Raw genomic sequence first — 21168 nt, 5'->3', positions numbered from 1 at the left:
TCTTGCCAAAGGCACCGCTGGGTAGCTATGTGCGGAAGGGATAAGTGCTGAAAGCATCTAAGCATGAAGCCCCCCTCAAGATGAGATTTCCCATAGCGTTAAGCTAGTAAGATCCCTGAAAGATGATCAGGTTGATAGGTCAGAGGTGGAAGCATGGTGACGTGTGGAGCTGACTGATACTAATCGATCGAGGACTTAACCAAGTATAAAAGTGATTGATTTCGCTTTTGGCGTACTCGTTCTTCCAGACTTCTTCCGTATTATCTAGTTTTGAGGGAATGAACCTCAATTAAATAGGTCCGGTGGTAATGGCGAGAAGGTCACACTCGTTCCCATACCGAACACGAAAGTTAAGCTTCTCAGCGCCGATGGTAGTTGGGGCGAAAGCCCCCGTGAGAGTAGGACGCTGCCGGGCCTTCTTAAAAAATTTATAATCCTTGTTCTCAAGCCGGCTTAGCTCAATTGGTAGAGCACGGCCGAATGGACAACTTGAATAGACTACAGCATACCGACCGAGCTGCAACTTGTAAAAACATACTGAGGTCGGGATGACGAAAATAAAGTGTGTGTTGTAATATGATTTTTTAAACGAATAAAAAATGCCGGCTTAGCTCAATTGGTAGAGCAACTGACTTGTAATCAGTAGGTTGGGGGTTCAAGTCCTCTAGCCGGCACTGTATACTTGCGGGTGTGGCGGAATTGGCAGACGCACCAGACTTAGGATCTGGCGCCGTAAGGCGTGGGGGTTCGACTCCCTTCACCCGCACCATTCAATATTGCGGAAGTAGTTCAGTGGTAGAACACCACCTTGCCAAGGTGGGGGTCGCGGGTTCGAATCCCGTCTTCCGCTCCAATATTGCCGGGGTGGCGGAACTGGCAGACGCACAGGACTTAAAATCCTGCGGTAGGTGACTACCGTACCGGTTCGATTCCGGTCCTCGGCACCATATTTTAGACGGGAAGTAGCTCAGCTTGGTAGAGCACTTGGTTTGGGACCAAGGGGTCGCAGGTTCGAATCCTGTCTTCCCGACCATTGTAATTTGGGGCCTTAGCTCAGCTGGGAGAGCGCCTGCTTTGCACGCAGGAGGTCAGCGGTTCGATCCCGCTAGGCTCCACCAATTTAGAACCATTATTTTGGCGGTGTAGCTCAGCTGGCTAGAGCGTACGGTTCATACCCGTAAGGTCGGGGGTTCGATTCCCTCCGCCGCTACCAAGTTACTTTATATGGAGGAATACCCAAGTCTGGCTGAAGGGGTCGGTCTTGAAAACCGAGAGGCGGTGAAAGCCGCGCGGGGGTTCGAATCCCTCTTCCTCCGCCATATATCTATTTTATACATACATATCAGGAGGGGTAGCGAAGTGGCTAAACGCGGCGGACTGTAAATCCGCTCCCTCAGGGTTCGGCGGTTCGAATCCGTCCCCCTCCACCATAAATTAAGGGGTATAGTTTAATGGTAAAACGGAGGTCTCCAAAACCTTTGATGTGGGTTCGATTCCTACTACCCCTGTAATAAAATGCGGGTGTAGTTTAGTGGTAAAACCACAGCCTTCCAAGCTGTTGTTGTGGGTTCGATTCCCATCACCCGCTCCATTATGGGCCTATAGCTCAGCTGGTTAGAGCGCACGCCTGATAAGCGTGAGGTCGATGGTTCAAGTCCATTTAGGCCCACTATATATGATTTCCGAGCTTACAATAAGCTCGGTTTTTTTTATGAATGGTTTTAACAACATAATAATATGAAAGAGTAGAATGAAGCTCATCACGAACTCCTCCCTTGTCCATAAGAAAATAGAAAAAATCTCGTTTGTTTAACGAGATTTTTTTTTGGCTAAAAAATTGTAAAAAATAGTTAAATGTAAAAATAATAGTTAAATTTTAAAAATGTATAAATGACTATTTCACATTTTGTATAAATGTTATATACTATATATAAATAGTATAACACATTTGTTGATATGTAACATAATTATTAGAAGAGTTTTTTTGAATCTAATGGTAATGTTACTTCAATTAGTAAAATAGAATGTCTTATTTAAAAGAACAGAAATTTAAGGAAGACCAATGAACGAAGGGGAGTTGCTTTCATTTTGGTACATAAGCAAGTTGTTTATGTCGTTTCAGATTCAGTTGGAGAGAGACCGCAGAACTGGTTGTGAAGGCTGTTGCAACACAGTTTAACGGCGGACAGACAGAAATTCGAAGAAATTCATATGTTGAAAATATCGAGGATATAGAAGAAATCATTTCTTTAGCTAAAAAATATCAATCTATTATTGCTTACACCATAGTTATATCCTCTTTAAAAGAGTACTTGGATAAAAGGGCAAAAGAAGAGGGAATTGTTGCGGTTGATTTACTTAATCCGCTTATGAATGCATTTAAAACGGCATTTAATAAGGAACCACATCATCGTCCAGGCTTAATGAGAAAATTAGATGAAGAATATTTTCGTAAAATTGAAGCCATTGAATTTGCAGTAAAATACGATGATGGTCGAGATCCGCGAGGAATAACAAAAGCTGACATTGTTTTAATAGGTGTTTCCCGCACCTCAAAAACGCCGTTGTCGATGTATTTAGCTCATAAACGGTTTAAAGTTGCCAATGTCCCCCTTGTTCCGGAAGTGCCGCCACCAGATGAATTATTTCATATCCCAAGAAAAAATTGTATTGGGCTAATTATATCACCAGACAAGTTAAATGAAATTCGAAAAGAGCGGCTAAAGGCATTAGGATTGGCATCACAATCAAATTATGCTAGTTTCCAAAGAATATTAGATGAACTAGATTACGCAGAAAAAATCATGAAGCGTGTTGGATGTCCTGTCATTGATGTTTCCAATAAAGCAGTGGAGGAAACAGCTGGAATTATTATGGATATGTTGAAAAAGGAGAGGAATTTATAAAATGGAAAAGTTTGTTTATTTGTTTCATGAAGGAAATGGAAACATGAAAGAGACTCTTGGAGGAAAAGGGGCCAACCTGGCAGAGATGACTAGAATTGGCCTACCAGTACCTTTTGGTTTTACCATTAGTACACAAGCTTGTAATGCTTTCTATAATTCTGGAAAAATCATCCCAAAAGAAGTAGAAAAGCAGATTCTTGAAGCACTCAACCTTTTAGAAGAAAAAATGGGTAAAAAACTTGGTGATCCCAATAATCCGCTACTAGTCTCCGTTCGTTCTGGTTCTGTATTCTCGATGCCAGGAATGATGGACACGATCTTGAATTTAGGTATGAATGATGAGACGGTTATTGGTTTGGCGAAATTAACAAATAATCCTCGTTTTGCCTATGATTCCTATCGCCGTTTCATTCAAATGTTTAGTAATGTTGTTCTAGAAATTGATTCTTATTTCTTTGAACAATTTTTAGAAGAGAAGCGTGAACTAAAAGGGTATACATCAGACCCAGAAATGACAGCAGAAGATTGGCAGGAGGTTATTAAGGGCTATAAGGAAATCGTGAAACAACATAAGAAAATAGATTTTCCTCAGGATCCAAAAGAGCAGCTATTCTTAGCCATTCATGCCGTGTTTAAATCTTGGAATAACCAGCGCGCGATTGTTTATCGCCGATTGAATAAAATTCCTGATCACTTAGGAACAGCGGTTAATGTGCAAAGTATGGTATTCGGAAATATGGGTGATGATTCTGGTACTGGTGTAGCCTTTACTAGGAATCCTTCGACGGGGGAACGTATATTATACGGTGAATACTTGATGAATGCTCAAGGAGAAGATGTAGTGGCAGGGATTCGTACTCCTCAGCCAATTGCAACTTTAAAGGAAGAAATGCCTAGTGTTTATCAACAATTTGAAGACACATGCCAACTTCTTGAGCAACATTATAAAGATATGCAGGATATTGAGTTTACCGTTGAGCGTGGCAAGCTGTTCATCTTACAAACACGGAATGGTAAGCGTACTGCCCAGGCAGCAATTCGTATTGCGGTTGAAATGGTAAAGGAAGGTATTATTGACAAAAAAACGGCACTTATGCGTGTGGATTCTGATCAATTAAATCAGCTTCTTCATCGTCGAATTGATGATACCGTTGATAAAAAAGTACTGGCAAAAGGTTTGCCGGCATCACCTGGAGCAGCCACGGGTATGGTTGTATTTAGTGCGGATGAGGCTGAACAACTTGGCAATGATGGTAAAAAAGTAATTCTTGTTAGCCCAGAGACCACTCCGGATGATATTCATGGGATGGTAGCTGCACAAGCGATTTTAACCAGCCGCGGGGGAATGACAAGCCATGCTGCTGTAGTTGCTCGCGGAATGGGGAAAGCTTGTATATGTGGTTGTGAAGCGATCAAGATAGACATGAAAAATAAACAATTTACCGTTGGCGATACCATTGTAAAATATGGGGATGTGATAACGGTAGATGGGTCAACCGGTGAAATAATGCTTGGTGAAATTCCGATGATTGACCCAGAGTTATCAGAGGAATTCCAGCTTCTGCTTTCTTGGGCTGATGAGGTAAGAAAAATAGGGGTGCGTGCTAATGCAGACACGCCAGAAGATGCAAAAAAAGCATTTGAATTTGGGGCAAGTGGGATTGGCTTGTGCCGAACTGAACATATGTTTATGGATTTGAAACGGATTCCAATTGTGCAAAAAATGATTTTAGCTGAATCCTATAGTGAGAGAATGGAAGCCCTTGAACAGTTATTACCAATGCAACAGGGTGATTTTGAAGGGATTTTTGAAGCAATGCAAGGTCATCCGGTAACAATTCGTTTGCTTGATCCTCCACTTCATGAGTTCTTGCCAAACAAGGAGGAGTTATTAGTAGAGGTTACAAAGTTACAAATGACAGATTCTCAATCAGATGAATTAAAAATGAAAGAGCAATTGTTGAAAAAAGTTCGTCAACTGGACGAATTTAATCCAATGCTTGGTCATCGTGGATGCCGTCTTGGTATGATTTATCCAGAAATTTATGAAATGCAAGTGAAAGCTATTTTCTATGCAGCGGCAAAAATAGCTGAAAAAGGTATGAAAGTAAAGCCTGAAATTATGATTCCACTAGTCGGGCATGTAAATGAATTAAAGCAAATGAGACAGTTAGTCGTGGATACGGCCATGACTATTCAAGAAGAAACAGGTAAGGTTACTGAATATACGATTGGGACAATGATTGAAGTTCCACGTGCTGCATTGACGGCTGATCAAATAGCGGAGGAAGCAGATTTCTTCTCTTTTGGTACGAATGACTTAACACAAACCACTTTTGGCTATAGCCGTGATGATGCAGAAGGAAAATTCTTGCAAGCCTATATCGATAACAAAGTTTTACCAGAAAATCCATTTGCTGTATTGGATCAAGATGGTGTAGGAAAACTTGTAGAAACTGGTGTCAAACTTGGCCGCTCAACCAAGGCTTCGTTAAAGACAGGGATTTGCGGTGAACACGGTGGTGAAAAGAATTCGATTGATTTCTTCTACCGTATTGGTTTGGATTATGTTAGCTGTTCACCATACCGTGTACCACTTGCTAGATTGGCTGCTGCACAAGCCACCATTCGTCATGAGGTAAATAATAAAGAAGTGCTTACCACAGCATAATTTTAAAGGGACAGGGAGTTTAGGACCTGTCCCTTCTTTGGCATAGTCACCTATTATTTGCTCATACTATTAAAAAATAGTGATAAGAAGGGGAATAAAAATGGGGGCTATTCAATACAACGGGTACCGCTTTGTTCCTGAGTATAGTGTCATACAGAAAAAGGGAGTCATTCATGTCTATAATGGAGATCAATTTATTGAAGATATCCATTTTGATTTCTTAGGTAATTTTCCTGAACATGATCAAATTGAAGAACTTGTGAATCACTATTGCAAGCAACATAAGATATAAGGAACAGTCGTTTGGTATTCGGATAAATGGTATAATAATGCAATAGTAAAGGAATTCTCAAGGGTGAGAGACTTGTTTCTATTTAAATGAAATGTTGATTATTTGACTGTATATCATCTTTTCAAAAAAAGATACTCCACCCTTGATACTGCGAGCATTTGGATTGAATTTGACCCATTTTGTCGTTCCAATGATGAGAATGAGCTATTGCATGACCGAGCTGCTTATAAATCATGATCGGTTTTTTTACTTTAAAATAATTTTTATCGGAACCATATACATAACAACAAATTATTTTTATAAAAATATATCAAACTATGAGGCGATTTTATGAGCAAACTAACTGCGATATATCCTCAAGCAGTAGAACATACGAAAATGAAAGTATATCAGGATATTGATCGTTATTTGGAAATGAAAGAAACACTGCCGTCATTTGAACAATATCTTGAAGATCGTAAGCACTACCTTCAGCAAATTTGGATAAATGTTTGGTTAAATAAATCGACCAATGATGTTTCTAAAAAGGAAAAAAAGCAATTTTTAATGGAGAGAGATTATCACGTTGACGGAGTTGACCGAAAACTGATCAATAAGCTGTTTCGAGATGAAATGAGATCCTATCAGCCCTTTGATGTGTTAGAGTGGGTAAAACAAACATTTGGAACACAAAAAGAGCAATGGGAATCCCGATATCTGCAAGCGAAAGAACAGTTTATCAAACGTGAAGAGCAAAAACGTTTAGAAAGTGAATTGGCAGATTATCGTAAAAAAATGGAAGAAATAGCTACCAAGATCTTAGAAACGGAGTACAAGCATTTTTATTTATATGTCCGCCAATTTGTTGCCAAACAATTAGCTGCGGATCTAAAGAAAAATACAAAATATCAAACCTTAGATCCTGCGGCTCTAGAAGAAAAGCTGGTTCCACTGGGTGTTTTTCAACCATTTGAATACAAGACAATGGCAGATTTTTTTGAAGAGCTGACCGGTGATATACATAAACCACCTCATGAGTGGGGTGGTACTTATTTTGAATATGAAACGTATTATTACGTATATGAAGGCTTAGTCTATGATTATCTTTCAGAACTAATTCCTCAAAAAATACTGGAACTTTTGCCTATAGAGATAAAAGGGGATTATTTTAAAAAATTTAATAAGGACTTAACTGTCCATTTTGTAAAGGATAGCCTAAAAAATCTCATTTATGATATGGTTGGATTTATATTCGAGGATATCCAGGAGGAATACGTTTCCGATTTATTAAGACTTTCGGACATTCCATTTCATTTGTCTGTACATGATGAGATTTTCGAACGTGATTTAAAAGATCGGGAAAGAAAACAGGCTGAAGAATTGGCAGAATTAGAAAGGAAAAAAGCAGAAGAGGAACGGATCATGAAGGATATTTTCGGAATGGAATATGATCCATCCTTAAAGCGGAATGTTCGTTATGTCCTTCATATCGGGGAAACGAATACGGGCAAAACCTTTCATGCATTAGAAAAAATGAAACAAGCTTCCAGTGGTTTGTACTTGGCTCCACTGAGACTGCTTGCCCTTGAGGTATATGATAAATTGAATGCAGAAGGGACAACATGTTCCTTAAAAACGGGAGAAGAAGAGAAAATTGTACCAGGAGCTAACCATATTTCTTGTACAGTTGAGATGTTTCATGAAAAGGAATTTTATGAGGTAGTGGTCATTGATGAAGCTCAGATGATTACAGATAAAGATAGAGGGTTTTCTTGGTATAAGGCTATTACCAAAGCCAATGCAAATGAGGTCCATATCATTGGGAGTCGTAATTCAAAGGAAATGATGATCGAACTACTTGGTGATTCGATCATTGAAATAAAGGAATATACTCGGGATACACCATTAAAGGTCGAGAAGAAAGAATTTCATATAAAAAATGTGAAAAGAGGGGATGCCCTCATTTGTTTTTCAAGAAGGAGAGTGCTTGAGCTGGCATCAAGGTTACAAAATGACGGCCATTCTGTCAGTATGATTTATGGGAGTATGCCTCCTGAAACAAGAAAAAAGCAAATCCAGCAATTTTACGAAGGAAAAACGAAAGTGATCGTCGCAACGGATGCTATTGGGATGGGATTAAATCTCCCTATCCGGCGTATTGTTTTTTTAGAAAATGAGAAGTTTGATGGTACGAGAAGGCGGCTTCTCACTTCTCAAGAAGTGAAGCAAATTGCAGGGCGGGCCGGGCGCAAAGGAATTTATGATGTTGGTAAGGTCGCTTTTACGAGTAACATAAAGAAAATGAAAAATTTATTGTTCCAAGAGGATCAGCCTGTCCAAACTTTTGCCATTGCACCAACAAACTCTGTATTAGAAAGATTTCAGCGTTACTACCACGACTTAGGGACTTTTTTTGAACTATGGGAAAAATTTAAAAGTCCAAAGGGGACAAAAAAAGCTTCCTTAACCGAAGAACGAGCCCTTTATGAAAAAATAGCAGGTACTGAAATCGAAGCCCGTCTTTCGCTGAAAGATTTATATGGCTTTCTGCACCTACCCTTCTCCAAAAATGAACCAGCCTTAACAAGGCAATGGGAAGAGACGATGTATGCGATTATCCATGGCAGAGAGCTCCCTGAGCCGCCGATAAAGGAGAGGAACTTAGAGGAGTTGGAGTTAAGTTACAAAGCGATCGGGTTACATCTGTTATTTTTATACAGACTAGGTCATCGGACAGAAGCATTGTACTGGGAACGATTGCGAGAGGAAATTAGTGACAAAGTACAAGAACGATTAAAATCAGATATTAAGAAATTTATAAAAAAATGTAAAAAATGTGGAAAAAAGCTCCCATGGGATCACTCATTTCCAACATGTGACACCTGTTATAAACATAGAAATAAAACATTTTGGGATGAGGATCGATATGAATATTAAAAGATAAACCTTGGTCATATTCATGAACCAAGGTTTAATTTTTCATGGATTTTGTTTCTCTAAAATACTGATAAGCCAGTTTTCCGATTTTTAAATAAATAATATAGACAATAAAAATAAAGAAATACGCTACGGCAGAGTAGCCTAAATGCCAGTTATGATAATGATAAACATGGAGTTGATGGGAAATCCATTCTAGGAGCAGAGATAATCCAATCCAAGTCAAAAAATGAAAAACCCATAAAAACCGGCGGAGTTTCCATTTATCATAACAGTACATAAAAAAGTAGCCTATTAGAGTGTAATTGAAACTATCCATAATAAAATCGAAAAATTCGTATTTTTCTGTATCTAGCGCATCATAAAAATTAAATGGAAAACTAGATCCAAGAATTATATCAACCGAAATGGCTAATTGTGCATTAAAGAGCAAAAGCAAAAAAGTTAAGACTGGCGGGAAATGTCTTGGTACAAGAAGGAATAACGATAATAAAAGAAAAAAACCTGCAATTACCCACCATTCATTTTCGTCGAAATTCACTAAGGTGAAATAAGGCATTTTATCTACTTCCCTTCGTATGTAAGTAATATAGAAAACGATGACATAAGAGGGAAGCGATGATGACAAACAACCATTCCATTAAGGAATACCATATATTCCAGCGTATGAAATGGAAAATACTAAGATGTTCAACAATATATTCGAAACTGGTTAATAAGATAATCCAAAAAACAATCACAATAATTTTGCCCGTCATCGTTTTAGAATGGGTGTATATATCTAGAAATATGACAACCAATAATGGTATAACCAAAGTTCGGTAAACAAATGCTTCAAAGAATTCATTTACTTCCTTGGGTATTCGAATCAACTTCATATTTACTGTAACAATATTTAAAATGTTTTGGTTTATTGTTGAGGAAAGTAAAAAAATAGCTAACCCTTCAAACAATGTGAGATTTTTTCTCTTCCAAATAAATATGGTAAGTAATGTGAAAATTAATATACAAACGATCCAAAACATATTTTTCCTCCAAGGGTTAAAAAACGAAAATATTTGTTTATTAAGGAAAAGCATACTTGTATTATTAGGATATTTGCTCCATTTATTCCAGAAGAAATCTTTAAAGTGAAAATAGGTTTTTTACATTACTTTTTTCATAAAACATAATTAATTCTAGCCACTGGTTAAAAAGAAAAAGTATGGAATACAAGTATAAATCAAACGGTGCTCCATATGATGTATAAAAGGGGGTGATTATGGATGGCTATTCATGTGGTGCAATCTGGCGAAAGTTTATGGAAAATATCGCAACAAACGGGAGTCCCTATCCATACGATCATTCCATTAAATGGTCTGCCGACTACTACTTCTCTTGTTCCAGGTCTTGCGATTTATCTTCCTGACGCTACACAGCAGATTCGAGCTTATCGAATAAAACCCGGTGACCAAATTTGGAAGTTGGCACAGCAGTTTCGTACTTCTGAAACAGCGATCAGAACAGCGAACCCCGGAATCAACCCGAACCACCTCACCATCGGACAAATCATCCAAATTCCATCGCCACTCAAATTACAAATGAATACGCTTGGATTTATCGTCCCTTCTCCTGGCACCGTTCCTGAGATATTAACCACAATAGCCAATCAGCTGACCTATTTGGCTGTTGTAGCCTATTCTTTTACCGAGGAAGGTTATGCCTATAACGAAATGGATGACAGGAATCTTGTTGCTCATTGTAAGCAATTAAACATTACCCCATTATTAATGATTCGTAATTTTTTAAGAGGGAACTTTAGTGCAGAACTTGCAGGAACGGTCCTCGGAAATCCAACCTATAGAAGAAATTTAATAGTAAGTATCGTCAATTTAACAAAGCAAAGAGGTTTTGGCGGTGTCAGTATCGACTTTGAATTTATCCCACCTCCAAGACGAAATGACTTTAATCAATTTTTACGAGATTTAAAAAGGGAATTAGGAAACCTTATTTTACAGGTGAATGTTCACGCAAAAACAGAAGACCTTCCAACGAATCGTATCGTTGGTGCATATGATTATGCTGGAATAGGGAGAGCTGCTGATTACGTTGCGGTGATGACCATTGATTATGGTTATCCGGGTGGACCTCCGGACCCTATTGCACCAATTACGTGGATGGAAGAGGTCATTCAATACGCGATTACACAAATCCCGCCTCACAAAATACAGATAGCGATGGCACTGTATGGGTATGATAAAGTGGTAGGGACAAACAGGACGCAAGGATTATCCGTTCTTGCGGCTCAAAATCAGGCGATATCTACCGGTGCTCCCATTCGATTCGATTTATCTGCTCAAGCTCCTTGGTATCAATATTGGCGCGGAACAGAACAGCATATTGTCTGGTTTGAAGATATTCGGAGTTACGTGGAGAAATATCGATTAATAGATATATACCAATTGTCAGGAACGACTTTTTGGCAAATCACTTTACCAGCACCGCAAAATTGGGCTTATTTGAAAGATCACATTTTTGTTTTGAAAAAATAAAAAAGAATGTCCATTTTCATTGACCAATTTTTAATGAAATTTTGGACAAACTCTCAGAAAAGGAAAGGTTGGATTTTGGATTGTTGATGAGAGTTTTATTATTTGTTATGGCTTTATGTTTTGTGTTTCCTTCTTTTAATCCAAGTAATGTCTTAGCAATAAATTCATCTGTATTGGAGGATCGAATGAATGATTTAATAAATAATTCCCCTGATTTACAAGGGGGAGTTATTGGAATTAGCATTCGTTCAGCGGCTGATGGTCAAATTCTCTATCAGCATCAAGGGGATGTTCGTCTTCGACCGGCCTCCAATATGAAACTTTTAACAGCTGCGGCAGCCCTTAATGTTCTAGGAGAAAATTATACTTTTACCACGGAAGTACATACAGACGGTCAATTGAAAAAGAAAACACTACAAGGCAATCTTTATTTGAAAGGGAAGGGAGATCCGACTCTGTTAAAATCGGATTTTGATCAATTAGCTAAGAAATTATTAAAACAGGGAATACAAAAAATTAAAGGACAATTGGTTGGAGATGATACTTGGTATGATCATAGCCGATATTCGATTGACCTACCTTGGAGTGATGAAACAACCTATTATGGTGCACAAATTTCAGCATTAACTGCTGCACCTACTTCGGATTATGAGACAGGATCGATAGAAATTAAGGTTACGCCTGGAGAAAAAGAGGGGGAAAAAGTAAAAGCAGTAGTCAATCCGAAAACCAACTACGTAAAAATCATAAACAAGGCTGTTACAACAAGTGCAAATGAGAAAAAGGATATCATCATTGAGCGGGAACACGCAAAAAATTCCATTATTATTGAAGGAACACTTCCAGTCGGTTCAAAAACCATTAAGGAAAAGGTAGGAATTTGGAACCCTACTCGATATGCATTGTCCCTTTTTAAACAATCGTTAGAAGAACATGGAATCAAAGTGACTGGGAAGATCAAAATAGGGAAAGTGCCTAATCATACAAAAATCTTAACTATCCATCACTCCATGCCATTATCTCAGTTGATGGTTCCATATATGAAATTAAGTAATAATGTACATGCGGAAGTATTGGTGAAAGAAATGGGGAAGGTCATTCATGGGGATGGTAGTTGGGAAAAGGGATTGGAAGTGTTAAATGCTGAATTGAAAAAATTTGGTCTGCAGCCAAACAATATGGTGATACGAGATGGATCTGGAGTTTCACACGTGACTTTAATATCTGCTAACCAAATTTCACAGCTACTGTATGCGGTGCAGAAGGAAAAATGGTTTCATTCTTTTCTTCATTCCCTTCCAGTCAGTGGAGAGTCAGAGAAAATGGTGGGTGGTTCACTTCGAAATCGAATGAAAACGGCTGATGTTAAAGGGAGAGTAAAAGCGAAGACCGGTACACTCACCACTGTCAGCTCTTTATCTGGATATGTTACAACAAAAAGTGGAGAGACATTCATTTTCTCCATTCTATTAAACAACTTGCTTGATGAGTCAAAAGGGAAAAAAATTGAAGATCAATTGGTTTCGATTATGGCAAATCAATGACAAGGCTAATGTTTTGATCTAAGAAAGGATAGGGAAAGGGCGTGTTCCTTTCCCAAAATATTCTCCATTACTATTTGTTTCGGATCCTTAATACATACATATTCCCGTCTTTCCAGCAACTTTTTATGAGCTTATGATCTTTGCAATGCCACTCCGTACAATAAAAATCTTCCTTTTGAGGTTTTTCATACGATATTTCCTCCTGTGAGGAGGATTCTGTTTCCATAGAGGAAGATTCAGTAGGATTTTCTTCATCGTGGCGATTACGTTTCAAAAACATAAATTCCCCAAAATCAAAATCTTCTCGTTTTTTAATATGAAAGAGACTTTGAAACTCATTTTGAGAGGATTCCATTTCAGACATGTTTTCACCTCCTTATCAAGAAAGGAATGGAATACACTGAAATAGATAAATCCCTATTCCTTTCCTAATAAATTACGTATGGAACCCTGTTTTTGTATCAGATAATAGCCTAAGAGGAATGAAGTATTTGGGCTTTTAACGAATTGAATATTATAGAAGAATTATGTTATGAAAGGAGAATTGTTTTTAATTTGTGAAACCTTAGGTAACAAGTTAAAAATTATCTCAAGAAAATAAAATAAACAAAAAAGGAAAGAGTTGTATTTAATAGACATCTCTTTCCTTTTTTGTATTATTTCTACCATTTAAAAGGTGTGCTTAAAAAAATTGAATTTACTATAATAATATAATCCATTCATAAAAGCCAATAAAAAAAGGTGAGATTTTTATTTATTTCTTTTTGTTTTTGAACATTTTGTGACACATTTCACATTTAAATGTTCATTCGAAAAAAATATTATATGATAGTAATGCTAGCGTGTGATTTATATCACTTACAAAAAATTGTGTATATGTTTTTACCTTCTAAAAACCTAGAAAGGGGTATTGACTTGAAACGGTTTGGTGCTTTATTGACTTTAGTTTTCACTATTATCACAGTGCTTACAGGATGTGAATCATTACTCGTTTTAGATCCTAAAGGCCCACAGGCAGAAGTACAAGCCAATGACATCAAGATGTCGATTTACATCATGTCATTTATTGTCTTGGTCGTGTTTGGGCTTTTAGCATACATGCTAATAAAATATCGCGCATCGAAACAAGGAAAGGATTATGAACCACCTCACATTGAAGGCAACATTGTTGTTGAAGCCATTTGTGTAGGTATCCCAATTTTAATTGTAGCATTCCTTTCTTTTATGTCAGTTAAATCAAATTATGCGGTGGAATCTACACCAAAAGGATATGAAAATAAGAAACCTTTGGTCGTTTATGCGACATCCTCGAATTGGAAATGGCATTTTAGTTATCCGGAAGAAAACATTGAAACAGTGAATTATTTATACATTCCTACCAATCGCCCGATTGAGTTTAAGCTTTATTCTCACGGACCAATAACAAGCTTCTGGATTCCGCAGCTTGGCGGCCAAAAATATGCGATGGCAGACATGGTTACTACATTGCATTTAGCAGCTGATGTACCAGGGGAATATATGGGCCGTAATGCTAACTTCAGTGGAAAAGGATTTGCGGAAAATACATTTAATGTAAAGGCTATGCCACAAGATGAATTTGAAGATTGGGTGAAAGAAGTTAAAGGAACGGCAAAACCTTTAACAGAACAAAAATTTAATGAATTATTGGAACCAGGTCATCTTGGACAATTAACTTTTACAGGAACCCATTTAGGATTTTTACCACCTCCTGAAGGAGAAAATGGAGGTCATAACCATGGTTCACACAATGCAAAAATGGGGACCGAAAAAAATGAAGCTAGCGAATCAATATTAGAATCAGAACATAATCATCATTAATTTGTAAGAGTTTGATATATTCCTATTTAATAATCCGAAAGGAGTCAATAAACAATGGATTTCTTTGATCGTTTTGCCATTCCCCATCCAAGTCTAGCGATCTATGCATCGATGGTGGCTATCGTACTGACTGTCATTGCCATCGTCGTTGGACTAACGTACTTTAAAAAATGGGGATATTTATGGCGTGAATGGTTAACTACAGTAGATCATAAACGAATCGGGATTATGTATTTAATTTCCGCTTTACTCATGCTATTCCGGGGCGGTGTCGATGCATTAATGATGCGTGCCCAGTTAGCTGTACCGGAAAATACACTACTAGATGCACAGCACTATAATGAAGTTTTCACCACACATGGAGTGGTTATGATTCTATTTATGGCGATGCCATTTATCATGGCGCTTATGAACTTTGTAGTTCCTTTACAAATCGGGGCTCGTGATGTGGCATTCCCAAGATTAAATGCACTAAGCTTTTGGTTATTCTTTTTTGGAGCCATGTTATTTAATATTTCGTTCGTTGTCGGTGGTTCTCCTGATGCCGGATGGACATCTTACTTCCCGCTAGCTGGCAATGAATTTAGTACTTCCGTAGGGACGAACTATTATATGATTGCCATCCAAATCGCAGGTATCGGAACGTTAATGACGGGAATTAACTTTATTACGACGATTTTGAAAATGAGAGCGCCTGGCATGACATTAATGAAAATGCCAATGTTTACTTGGTCTTCCTTAATTGCCAACGTGATTATTGTTTTTGCTTTCCCAGTATTAACTGTAGCATTGGCGATGGGGACTTTAGACCGTCTGTTCGGAACACATTTCTTTACCACTAATAATGGTGGTATGGATATGCTTTGGGCTAACCTATTTTGGGTTTGGGGTCACCCTGAAGTATACATTTTGATTTTACCAGCATTCGGAATTTACAGTGAGGTAATCTCTACTTTTGCACGCCGTAATCTATATGGCTACAAATCGATGGTTGCCTCCATGGTTATCATTTCGCTCTTATCTTTCTTAGTTTGGGTTCACCATTTCTTTACAATGGGTCAAGGAGCGTTAACAAATAGTATCTTCTCCATCACAACGATGGCTATTGCAGTTCCTACAGGGGTTAAGATTTTTAACTGGCTGTTTACTCTTTATAAAGGAAAAATTGAAATAACCACTCCAATGCTTTATGCATTGTTGTTTATTCCGTTATTTACAATCGGAGGAGTTACCGGGGTTATGCTTGGTATGTCAGCGGCTGACTATCAATACCATAACACGATGTTCCTAGTAGCTCATTTCCATATGGTTATTATTCCTGGTGTTGTATTTGCTATGTTGGCTGGCTTAACGTATTATTGGCCTAAAATGTTTGGTTTCATGTTAAATGAACGTATTGGTAAAATTACGGCTTGGACGATTGGTATTAGTACACTTGTTGCATTTATGCCAATGTTCTTTACCGGCTTGGACGGTCAAGCTCGCCGTATGTACACTTATTCAGAGTCAACTGGTTTTGGACCATTAAATATGGTATCCTTTGTCGGGGCAATCGGTCTAGCCATCGGTTTTATCCTACTTGTTTATAACGTTTACTACAGCATCCGTTATGCATCAAGAGACATCAGTGCAGATCCATGGGATGCAAGAACATTGGAGTGGGCGACACACAGTCCAGTTCCTGAATATAACTTTGCCATCGTGCCTCATGTAAAATCAGAAGAAGCACTTTGGGATGCGAAGAAAAAGCGTCATATTTTATTCCAAGGTAATTATGAAAAAATTCATATGCCGAATAATAGCGGTGTACCGTTTATTATGGGTTCTATCTTCTTTATCTGGGGATTTGCGTTAGTATTTAGTTTATGGCCATTAGCTATTATTGCCACAATTGGAATATTGGCTTGCATGGCGCACCGTTCGATGGAAATCGATCATGGACGATATATTTCAGTGAAAGAAATTGAGGAAACAGAAACAAAATTGCGAGGTGCAAAATAATGAAAATCGATCACTCGCTACCATTAGAATATAGTACCGAAGAAAACAGATTGAAAATTTTAGGCTTCTGGATTTTTCTTGGTGCAGAAATTATGTTGTTTGGAACTCTGTTCGCTTCCTATTTCACTTTAGTTGACCGGATTGGAAGCGGACCATCTGGTAAAGAGATTTTTGAAATTACACCTGTATTAATTGAAACGATTGTTTTGTTAACAAGTAGTTTTACCATTGGACTAGGGGTTCATGCGATGAGGATTGGACGAAAAAAAGCAATGATGTCCTTTTTCGTGATTACACTCCTATTAGGTCTTGTTTTCTTAGGTGTGGAAATTTTTGAATTTATTCATTATGTTCATATAGGGGCAGGGCTGCAAACGAGCGCGTTTACAGCCATCCTCCTATCCACATTGGGAACGCACGGATTGCACGTAACTTTTGGGTTATTCTGGGGTTTATTTATCCTTCTTCAAGTAAAAAAACGAGGGCTGACACCAGAAACAGCTAATAAATCATTTATTTTCTCTCTTTACTGGCATTTCTTAGACGTTGTTTGGATCTTTATTTTCAGCTTCGTCTACCTGAAAGGAATGATGTAATAATGAAAGAATTATTTCCTATGAAGCAAATATTAGGGTTTGTCTTCTCGCTGCTTCTAACTGTCATTGCCCTTGCTGTATACTTTTTAGATATGTCTTTTTCCACAGGAATGACAATCTTGCTTGCTACAGCCTTTATTCAGGCAGCAGTGCAATTGGTCGTATTTATGCATGCTGGTGAAACAAAAGATAAAGGTGCAATTTACACGAACGTTTATTATGGTGTATTTATTGCTTTAGCTACTGTCTTTGGTACATTATTAACCATGATATGGGGTTATAATTGATTTACCTAGCGGAAGGAGCGTCGATATGGACGTTCCTTTTTTACTATAACGGCAACACCTTTAAATGATTTCTCAAGCATTTCTTCGGTTGCCACAAAGAAGATGCCCATGAGAAAAATAAAAACCGCTCCAACAATGGTTCCGACTCCAACTCCAGCTAACATGTTGGAATCGCTTACATAGAGGCTGTATGAAAGAATGATTAGTCCAATGAGAAGCAAAGAACCTCCAACTAACTTTGCTGCATGTAGAACTTTTGTGTTTGAATTCATATTTACCATTCCCCCTTTCTTTCTATTTTGAATTTTGTTCACAGAATTGTCAAATTTTTTTGATTCCCTTAAAAATGTATATTTATTTATTGACATGAGATTAGATAAGTTTATAAGTGAAAAAAGCGATTGTTCATTAGATTGAATAAATCAAGAAATAGAGTGGGAGAATGATTATTTTGACTTATTATAAGTGGCATCATCATTGGTGTAGGGAAAATGTGAAAGGAGAATCATTATTGCATTTTCTGTACAAAATGAAAACAAGGTAGAAAAATGGAATGAATAAATATAGATTTCCATTTAAGATTTATTCACATTCTTTTTAGTAATTTAAAAATTATCAAAATAATCACTGAAATGTATTGCCTTTTAAAAGTAGTAGTAGTAAAATTGGTAACTGTGATTAGGGTGACTAGACAAATTTCGACAAATTTTTTAAACAAGGGGTTTAATAAATGGATAATAAATTATCATTTTCGAAATATTTTGTAGTTGGTGTCATGTTATTTGCATTGTTTTTTGGAGCTGGAAACTTAATCTTTCCTGCTACACTTGGCCAACAATCTGGAACAAATATATGGGAAGCAGTCACAGGATTTTTAATAACTGGTATTGGATTGCCATTACTTGGGATTTTGGCAATGGGGGTATCAGGAAGTAAAAATTTACAAGAATTGGCTGGTAGAGTTCATCCGATGTATGGGGTGATTTTTACTTCGCTTCTTTACTTAACGATTGGACCGTTTTTTGCTGCACCTAGAACAGGTGCCGTCTCTTATGATATCGGGATTGCACCGTTTTTAGGGGAAGGAGCTGGACAAACAGGATTATTGATTTTCTCGTTGGTATTTTTCTTAGTTACCATTTGGTTCTCCTTAAACCCAGCAAAAATTGTGGACAATGTTGGAAAAATCTTGTCACCTCTCATTATTATTTTGCTATTTGTTTTATTATTTATGGCCCTGATCAATCCAATGGGATCTATTGAAGCGCCACAAGAAGCATATACAAATGGAGCCTTTATTAAAGGATTTATGGAAGGTTATAACACGATGGATGCGCTTGCTTCCCTTGTATTTGGAATTATTGTCATTAATGCTATTCGATCAATGGGAGTTACTTCCACACGCGGTATTCTTTCTGCGTCAGCAAAATCTGGAATTATTGCTGTTCTCTTTTTAGGGACTATATATTTAGGTGTTGCATATTTAGGAGCATCTAGTACAGAAAAGTTTGGGATACTGGAAACAGGTGGACTTGTTTTAGGGAAAGCTGCCGCTCATTATTTTGGTTCAGCGGGCGGTGTGATGTTGTCAATCATTATCATTTTAGCATGTCTAACGACCAGTATTGGGTTAATCACTGCTTGTGCTGAATATTTTCATACATTAGTTCCAAAGGTAAGCTATAAAATGTGGGTACTTATTTTTTCTTTCGTTTCTTTCATTATTGCGAACTTTGGACTTTCTAACATTATAAACTATTCTATACCGGTATTAATGCTTTTATATCCGTTGGCAATTGTCTTAATCATACTAACCTTTTTATCGAAATTATATAATCATTCACCAATCGTTTATGTGACTGCAACCGTAGTGACATTTATGATTAGTGTTATTGATGGTTTTAAAACTTTATGTCAGCTGCTTGAAATCGAACCATTTGGGTGGCTTGCGTCGATCATATCTATTTATGAACGTACATTACCACTATATAATGAAGGACTTGGTTGGCTCCTTCCGGCAATCATTGCGATTTTGATCAGTGGAATGATTGTTCGTACGCAAAAGCCTTCTAGCGTCCTTAAGTAGAAAAATCATTGAAAAACATCTCCAACAGTGTAGGGGATGTTTTTTTTTATAGGGAAATGGGTATTTACGATTTTATGTATTTCTAAATCTGTCCGACACCTAACGAAAAGTTCAGATCGTTTTACGCCGCTAAGCAGGGCACTTGCGCTTTTCTAGTTTTCTGATATATTTTAATACTTAAATATGGTAAAATATTAAAAAATAAAAGTGAGGACGGAAAGATGGTAAAGGCAATTTTTTTTGATTTAGATGATACCCTGTTATGGGATCAGAAATGTGTGAAGGAAGCATTTGTAGCTACTTGTAAGGTGGCAGAGGAACGATATGGGATTGATCCAATCCTACTTGAAGAAAAGGTTCGCAAAGCTGCGAGGGACTTATATTCTTCCTATGAAATTTACCCTTTTACACAAATGATTGGGATTAATCCATTTGAAGGATTATGGGGGAATTTCTTAGATGATCATGAAGAATTTCGTAAAATGAAAGAGATTGTTCCAACCTATCGAAAAGAAGCGTGGATAGCTGGTTTAAAGGCGATGGGTGTGGATGATCCAGATTTTGGATTTGAACTAGGTGAGCGATTTCCGGCAGAGCGTAGGAAGTTGTCCTATGTATATGAAGAAACTTTTCAAACGCTAGATAAATTAAAGGGAAAATATAGGTTATTATTATTAACGAATGGTTCACCAGATTTACAAAATACGAAGTTATCCATTACACCTGAGTTACGCCCATATTTTGAACAAATTGTCATTTCTGGTGATTTCGGACGTGGAAAGCCTGATCCGGCAATTTTTGAATATGCGTTGTCTCTCATGTCACTTACAAATGAGGAAGTCATTATGGTAGGGGATAACTTGATGACAGATATTCTTGGTGCCAATCGTGCTGGAATCAGATCCGTATGGGTTAACCGTCACAATAAAGAGAAAAATGAAGTGATCCCTACTTTTGAAATCAAACATTTAGAAGAACTTTTTCCGATATTGGAAGAATCGAGTAGGAGGGGGTGATTAACCCCCGTCCTCTCACACCACCGTACGTACGGTTCCGTATACGGCGGTTCAATCAAGATAAATGACGCAAGAATTCATAACGTTTCTGTAGACTTTTAAGCCCTTGGTTACTCCAATAGGAGTTTCCAAGGGTTCTGTGTAATATGGGACTTTTTGAGATTCGCCAATAACCTTTACGACTGTTCCCCCATTTATAAGCTTTCCATTCAGGAACTCCTAGTTTTATGAGGTTGCGTATCCTGGTCTTTGAGGTCTTCCAGTTTTTCCATAAACACATCCGGAGTCTTCGTCGAATCCAGCCATCCAAATCTTCAAAGATACTCTTTGTGTCTACTAATGCAAAATATCCACACCATCCAAATAGATATTGGTTAAGTTTCTTAATCCGATATTCCATTGGGTATGGCATTTTTCTTGACGTGATTTCTCGCACCTTTTTCTTCATTCGTTTTAGACTTTGCTTGGCAATCCGAACTTTTG

At 37.6% G+C, this 21168-nt stretch carries 16 protein-coding genes, 12 tRNA genes, 2 rRNA genes and 1 pseudogene; 26 read left to right on the top strand and 5 right to left on the bottom strand.

All coding sequences use genetic code 11. The features are described from left to right. From G4Z05_RS15280 to G4Z05_RS15195, 18 genes and pseudogenes are all read left to right on the top strand, one after another. Positions 1 to 203: ribosomal RNA gene (locus G4Z05_RS15280) — 23S ribosomal RNA — on the top strand; the annotation flags it as partial. Between the two features lie 95 nt (positions 204 to 298). Then, positions 299 to 415, top strand: a 5S ribosomal RNA gene (rrf, locus tag G4Z05_RS15275). Positions 416 to 601: 186 nt separating this feature from the next. Beyond that, positions 602 to 674 (top strand) — tRNA-Thr (locus G4Z05_RS15270). 10 nt (positions 675 to 684) lie between these two features. After that, positions 685 to 769, top strand: a tRNA-Leu gene (locus G4Z05_RS15265). Between the two features lie 9 nt (positions 770 to 778). Further along, positions 779 to 853, top strand: a tRNA-Gly gene (locus G4Z05_RS15260). 5 nt (positions 854 to 858) lie between these two features. Beyond that, positions 859 to 947 (top strand) — tRNA-Leu (locus tag G4Z05_RS15255). A gap of 9 nt (positions 948 to 956) precedes the next feature. After that, positions 957 to 1033 (top strand) — tRNA-Pro (locus G4Z05_RS15250). Between the two features lie 9 nt (positions 1034 to 1042). After that, positions 1043 to 1118 (top strand) — tRNA-Ala (locus G4Z05_RS15245). A gap of 18 nt (positions 1119 to 1136) precedes the next feature. Then, positions 1137 to 1213, top strand: a tRNA-Met gene (locus tag G4Z05_RS15240). A 13-nt stretch (positions 1214 to 1226) separates the two neighbouring features. Continuing rightward, positions 1227 to 1319, top strand: a tRNA-Ser gene (locus tag G4Z05_RS15235). 26 nt (positions 1320 to 1345) lie between these two features. Then, positions 1346 to 1430: transfer RNA gene (locus tag G4Z05_RS15230), tRNA-Tyr, on the top strand. A gap of 7 nt (positions 1431 to 1437) precedes the next feature. After that, positions 1438 to 1508, top strand: a tRNA-Trp gene (locus G4Z05_RS15225). A 9-nt stretch (positions 1509 to 1517) separates the two neighbouring features. After that, positions 1518 to 1591 (top strand) — tRNA-Gly (locus tag G4Z05_RS15220). Between the two features lie 4 nt (positions 1592 to 1595). After that, positions 1596 to 1669 (top strand) — tRNA-Ile (locus tag G4Z05_RS15215). 419 nt (positions 1670 to 2088) lie between these two features. Beyond that, positions 2089 to 2906, top strand: a pseudogene (locus tag G4Z05_RS15210) (pyruvate, water dikinase regulatory protein). A 1-nt stretch (position 2907) separates the two neighbouring features. Beyond that, positions 2908 to 5577, top strand: coding sequence for a pyruvate, phosphate dikinase (gene ppdK, locus G4Z05_RS15205; protein WP_163252636.1), 2670 nt, complete (start codon positions 2908 to 2910; stop codon positions 5575 to 5577). Positions 5578 to 5677: 100 nt separating this feature from the next. Continuing rightward, entirely contained in the window at positions 5678 to 5869 is a 192-nt protein-coding gene (locus tag G4Z05_RS15200; RefSeq protein ID WP_163252635.1) for a YbxH family protein, read from the top strand. Positions 5870 to 6199: 330 nt separating this feature from the next. Further along, positions 6200 to 8785, top strand: a complete 2586-nt coding sequence (locus G4Z05_RS15195; protein ID WP_163252634.1) for a DEAD/DEAH box helicase — start codon at positions 6200 to 6202, stop codon at positions 8783 to 8785. A 34-nt stretch (positions 8786 to 8819) separates the two neighbouring features. Here the strand turns inward: G4Z05_RS15195 and G4Z05_RS15190 are convergent, their stop codons facing one another. Then, positions 8820 to 9344 carry a hypothetical protein gene (locus G4Z05_RS15190; RefSeq protein ID WP_163252633.1) on the bottom strand — a complete coding sequence of 175 codons (525 nt, stop codon included), beginning with the start codon at positions 9342 to 9344 and terminating at the stop codon, positions 8820 to 8822. A 1-nt stretch (position 9345) separates the two neighbouring features. Further along, the gene (locus G4Z05_RS16730) at positions 9346 to 9810 is read right to left on the bottom strand and encodes a CBO0543 family protein (protein ID WP_327989934.1); all 465 of its coding nucleotides are present in this window, start codon (positions 9808 to 9810) and stop codon (positions 9346 to 9348) included. 240 nt (positions 9811 to 10050) lie between these two features. Between G4Z05_RS16730 and G4Z05_RS15185 the strand changes: the two genes are divergently transcribed. Both G4Z05_RS15185 and dacB read left to right on the top strand, forming a co-directional pair. Beyond that, positions 10051 to 11316 (top strand): glycosyl hydrolase family 18 protein, encoded by a 1266-nt coding sequence (locus G4Z05_RS15185; protein WP_163252632.1) that lies wholly within the window; start codon positions 10051 to 10053, stop codon positions 11314 to 11316. An 86-nt stretch (positions 11317 to 11402) separates the two neighbouring features. Then, positions 11403 to 12860 carry a D-alanyl-D-alanine carboxypeptidase/D-alanyl-D-alanine endopeptidase gene (gene dacB / locus G4Z05_RS15180; RefSeq protein ID WP_163252638.1) on the top strand — a complete coding sequence of 486 codons (1458 nt, stop codon included), beginning with the start codon at positions 11403 to 11405 and terminating at the stop codon, positions 12858 to 12860. Positions 12861 to 12930: 70 nt separating this feature from the next. On the opposite strand, the gene G4Z05_RS15175 is transcribed toward dacB, so the two are convergent. Beyond that, complete coding sequence (locus tag G4Z05_RS15175; protein WP_163252631.1) at positions 12931 to 13224, bottom strand: hypothetical protein; 294 nt, start codon at positions 13222 to 13224, stop codon at positions 12931 to 12933. Between the two features lie 551 nt (positions 13225 to 13775). Between G4Z05_RS15175 and qoxA the strand changes: the two genes are divergently transcribed. From qoxA to qoxD, 4 genes are read left to right on the top strand one after another with little or no spacing between them, the layout of a single operon-like run. Next, entirely contained in the window at positions 13776 to 14699 is a 924-nt protein-coding gene (qoxA, locus tag G4Z05_RS15170; RefSeq protein WP_240465404.1) for a cytochrome aa3 quinol oxidase subunit II, read from the top strand. 54 nt (positions 14700 to 14753) lie between these two features. Next, the gene (gene qoxB, locus G4Z05_RS15165; RefSeq protein ID WP_163252630.1) at positions 14754 to 16700 is read left to right on the top strand and encodes a cytochrome aa3 quinol oxidase subunit I; all 1947 of its coding nucleotides are present in this window, start codon (positions 14754 to 14756) and stop codon (positions 16698 to 16700) included. Continuing rightward, a complete protein-coding gene (qoxC, locus tag G4Z05_RS15160) occupies positions 16700 to 17296 on the top strand; it encodes a cytochrome aa3 quinol oxidase subunit III (protein WP_163252629.1) in 597 nt (198 codons plus the stop codon). Before qoxB ends, qoxC begins: the two co-directional genes overlap by 1 nt. Positions 17297 to 17298: 2 nt before the next feature. Then, positions 17299 to 17583 carry a cytochrome aa3 quinol oxidase subunit IV gene (gene qoxD / locus G4Z05_RS15155; protein ID WP_163252628.1) on the top strand — a complete coding sequence of 95 codons (285 nt, stop codon included), beginning with the start codon at positions 17299 to 17301 and terminating at the stop codon, positions 17581 to 17583. Between the two features lie 5 nt (positions 17584 to 17588). On the opposite strand, the gene G4Z05_RS15150 is transcribed toward qoxD, so the two are convergent. Next, the gene (locus tag G4Z05_RS15150; protein WP_205597592.1) at positions 17589 to 17855 is read right to left on the bottom strand and encodes a hypothetical protein; all 267 of its coding nucleotides are present in this window, start codon (positions 17853 to 17855) and stop codon (positions 17589 to 17591) included. Between the two features lie 458 nt (positions 17856 to 18313). Between G4Z05_RS15150 and brnQ the strand changes: the two genes are divergently transcribed. Together brnQ and G4Z05_RS15140 are read left to right on the top strand one after the other, a co-directional pair. After that, a complete protein-coding gene (gene brnQ / locus G4Z05_RS15145) occupies positions 18314 to 19669 on the top strand; it encodes a branched-chain amino acid transport system II carrier protein (RefSeq protein ID WP_163252627.1) in 1356 nt (451 codons plus the stop codon). Between the two features lie 221 nt (positions 19670 to 19890). Continuing rightward, a complete protein-coding gene (locus G4Z05_RS15140; protein WP_163252626.1) occupies positions 19891 to 20685 on the top strand; it encodes an HAD family hydrolase in 795 nt (264 codons plus the stop codon). A 55-nt stretch (positions 20686 to 20740) separates the two neighbouring features. Here the strand turns inward: G4Z05_RS15140 and G4Z05_RS15135 are convergent. Beyond that, a partial coding sequence (locus G4Z05_RS15135; RefSeq protein WP_276207653.1) for a group II intron maturase-specific domain-containing protein occupies positions 20741 to 21168 on the bottom strand: 428 nt, incomplete at its 5' end.

Source organism: Neobacillus thermocopriae (assembly GCF_010975035.1).
GTDB lineage: Bacteria > Bacillota > Bacilli > Bacillales > Cytobacillaceae > Neobacillus > Neobacillus thermocopriae.
Note: the sequence above shows the minus strand (reverse complement) of the source record. Positions and strands in the feature narration are given on the sequence as shown.

Excerpts from the sequence above, each read along its gene's own strand:
- ppdK (WP_163252636.1), top strand. The coding sequence starts at position 2,908 with ATGGAAAAGTTTGTTTATTTGTTTCATGAAGGAAATGGAAACATGAAA.
- G4Z05_RS15200 (WP_163252635.1), top strand. The coding sequence starts at position 5,678 with ATGGGGGCTATTCAATACAACGGGTACCGCTTTGTTCCTGAGTATAGT.
- G4Z05_RS15195 (WP_163252634.1), top strand. The coding sequence starts at position 6,200 with ATGAGCAAACTAACTGCGATATATCCTCAAGCAGTAGAACATACGAAA.
- G4Z05_RS15190 (WP_163252633.1), bottom strand. The coding sequence starts at position 9,344 with ATGCCTTATTTCACCTTAGTGAATTTCGACGAAAATGAATGGTGGGTA.
- G4Z05_RS16730 (WP_327989934.1), bottom strand. The coding sequence starts at position 9,810 with ATGTTTTGGATCGTTTGTATATTAATTTTCACATTACTTACCATATTT.
- G4Z05_RS15185 (WP_163252632.1), top strand. The coding sequence starts at position 10,051 with ATGGCTATTCATGTGGTGCAATCTGGCGAAAGTTTATGGAAAATATCG.
- dacB (WP_163252638.1), top strand. The coding sequence starts at position 11,403 with ATGAGAGTTTTATTATTTGTTATGGCTTTATGTTTTGTGTTTCCTTCT.
- G4Z05_RS15175 (WP_163252631.1), bottom strand. The coding sequence starts at position 13,224 with ATGTCTGAAATGGAATCCTCTCAAAATGAGTTTCAAAGTCTCTTTCAT.
- qoxB (WP_163252630.1), top strand. The coding sequence starts at position 14,754 with ATGGATTTCTTTGATCGTTTTGCCATTCCCCATCCAAGTCTAGCGATC.
- qoxC (WP_163252629.1), top strand. The coding sequence starts at position 16,700 with ATGAAAATCGATCACTCGCTACCATTAGAATATAGTACCGAAGAAAAC.
- qoxD (WP_163252628.1), top strand. The coding sequence starts at position 17,299 with ATGAAAGAATTATTTCCTATGAAGCAAATATTAGGGTTTGTCTTCTCG.
- G4Z05_RS15150 (WP_205597592.1), bottom strand. The coding sequence starts at position 17,855 with ATGAATTCAAACACAAAAGTTCTACATGCAGCAAAGTTAGTTGGAGGT.
- brnQ (WP_163252627.1), top strand. The coding sequence starts at position 18,314 with ATGGATAATAAATTATCATTTTCGAAATATTTTGTAGTTGGTGTCATG.
- G4Z05_RS15140 (WP_163252626.1), top strand. The coding sequence starts at position 19,891 with ATGGTAAAGGCAATTTTTTTTGATTTAGATGATACCCTGTTATGGGAT.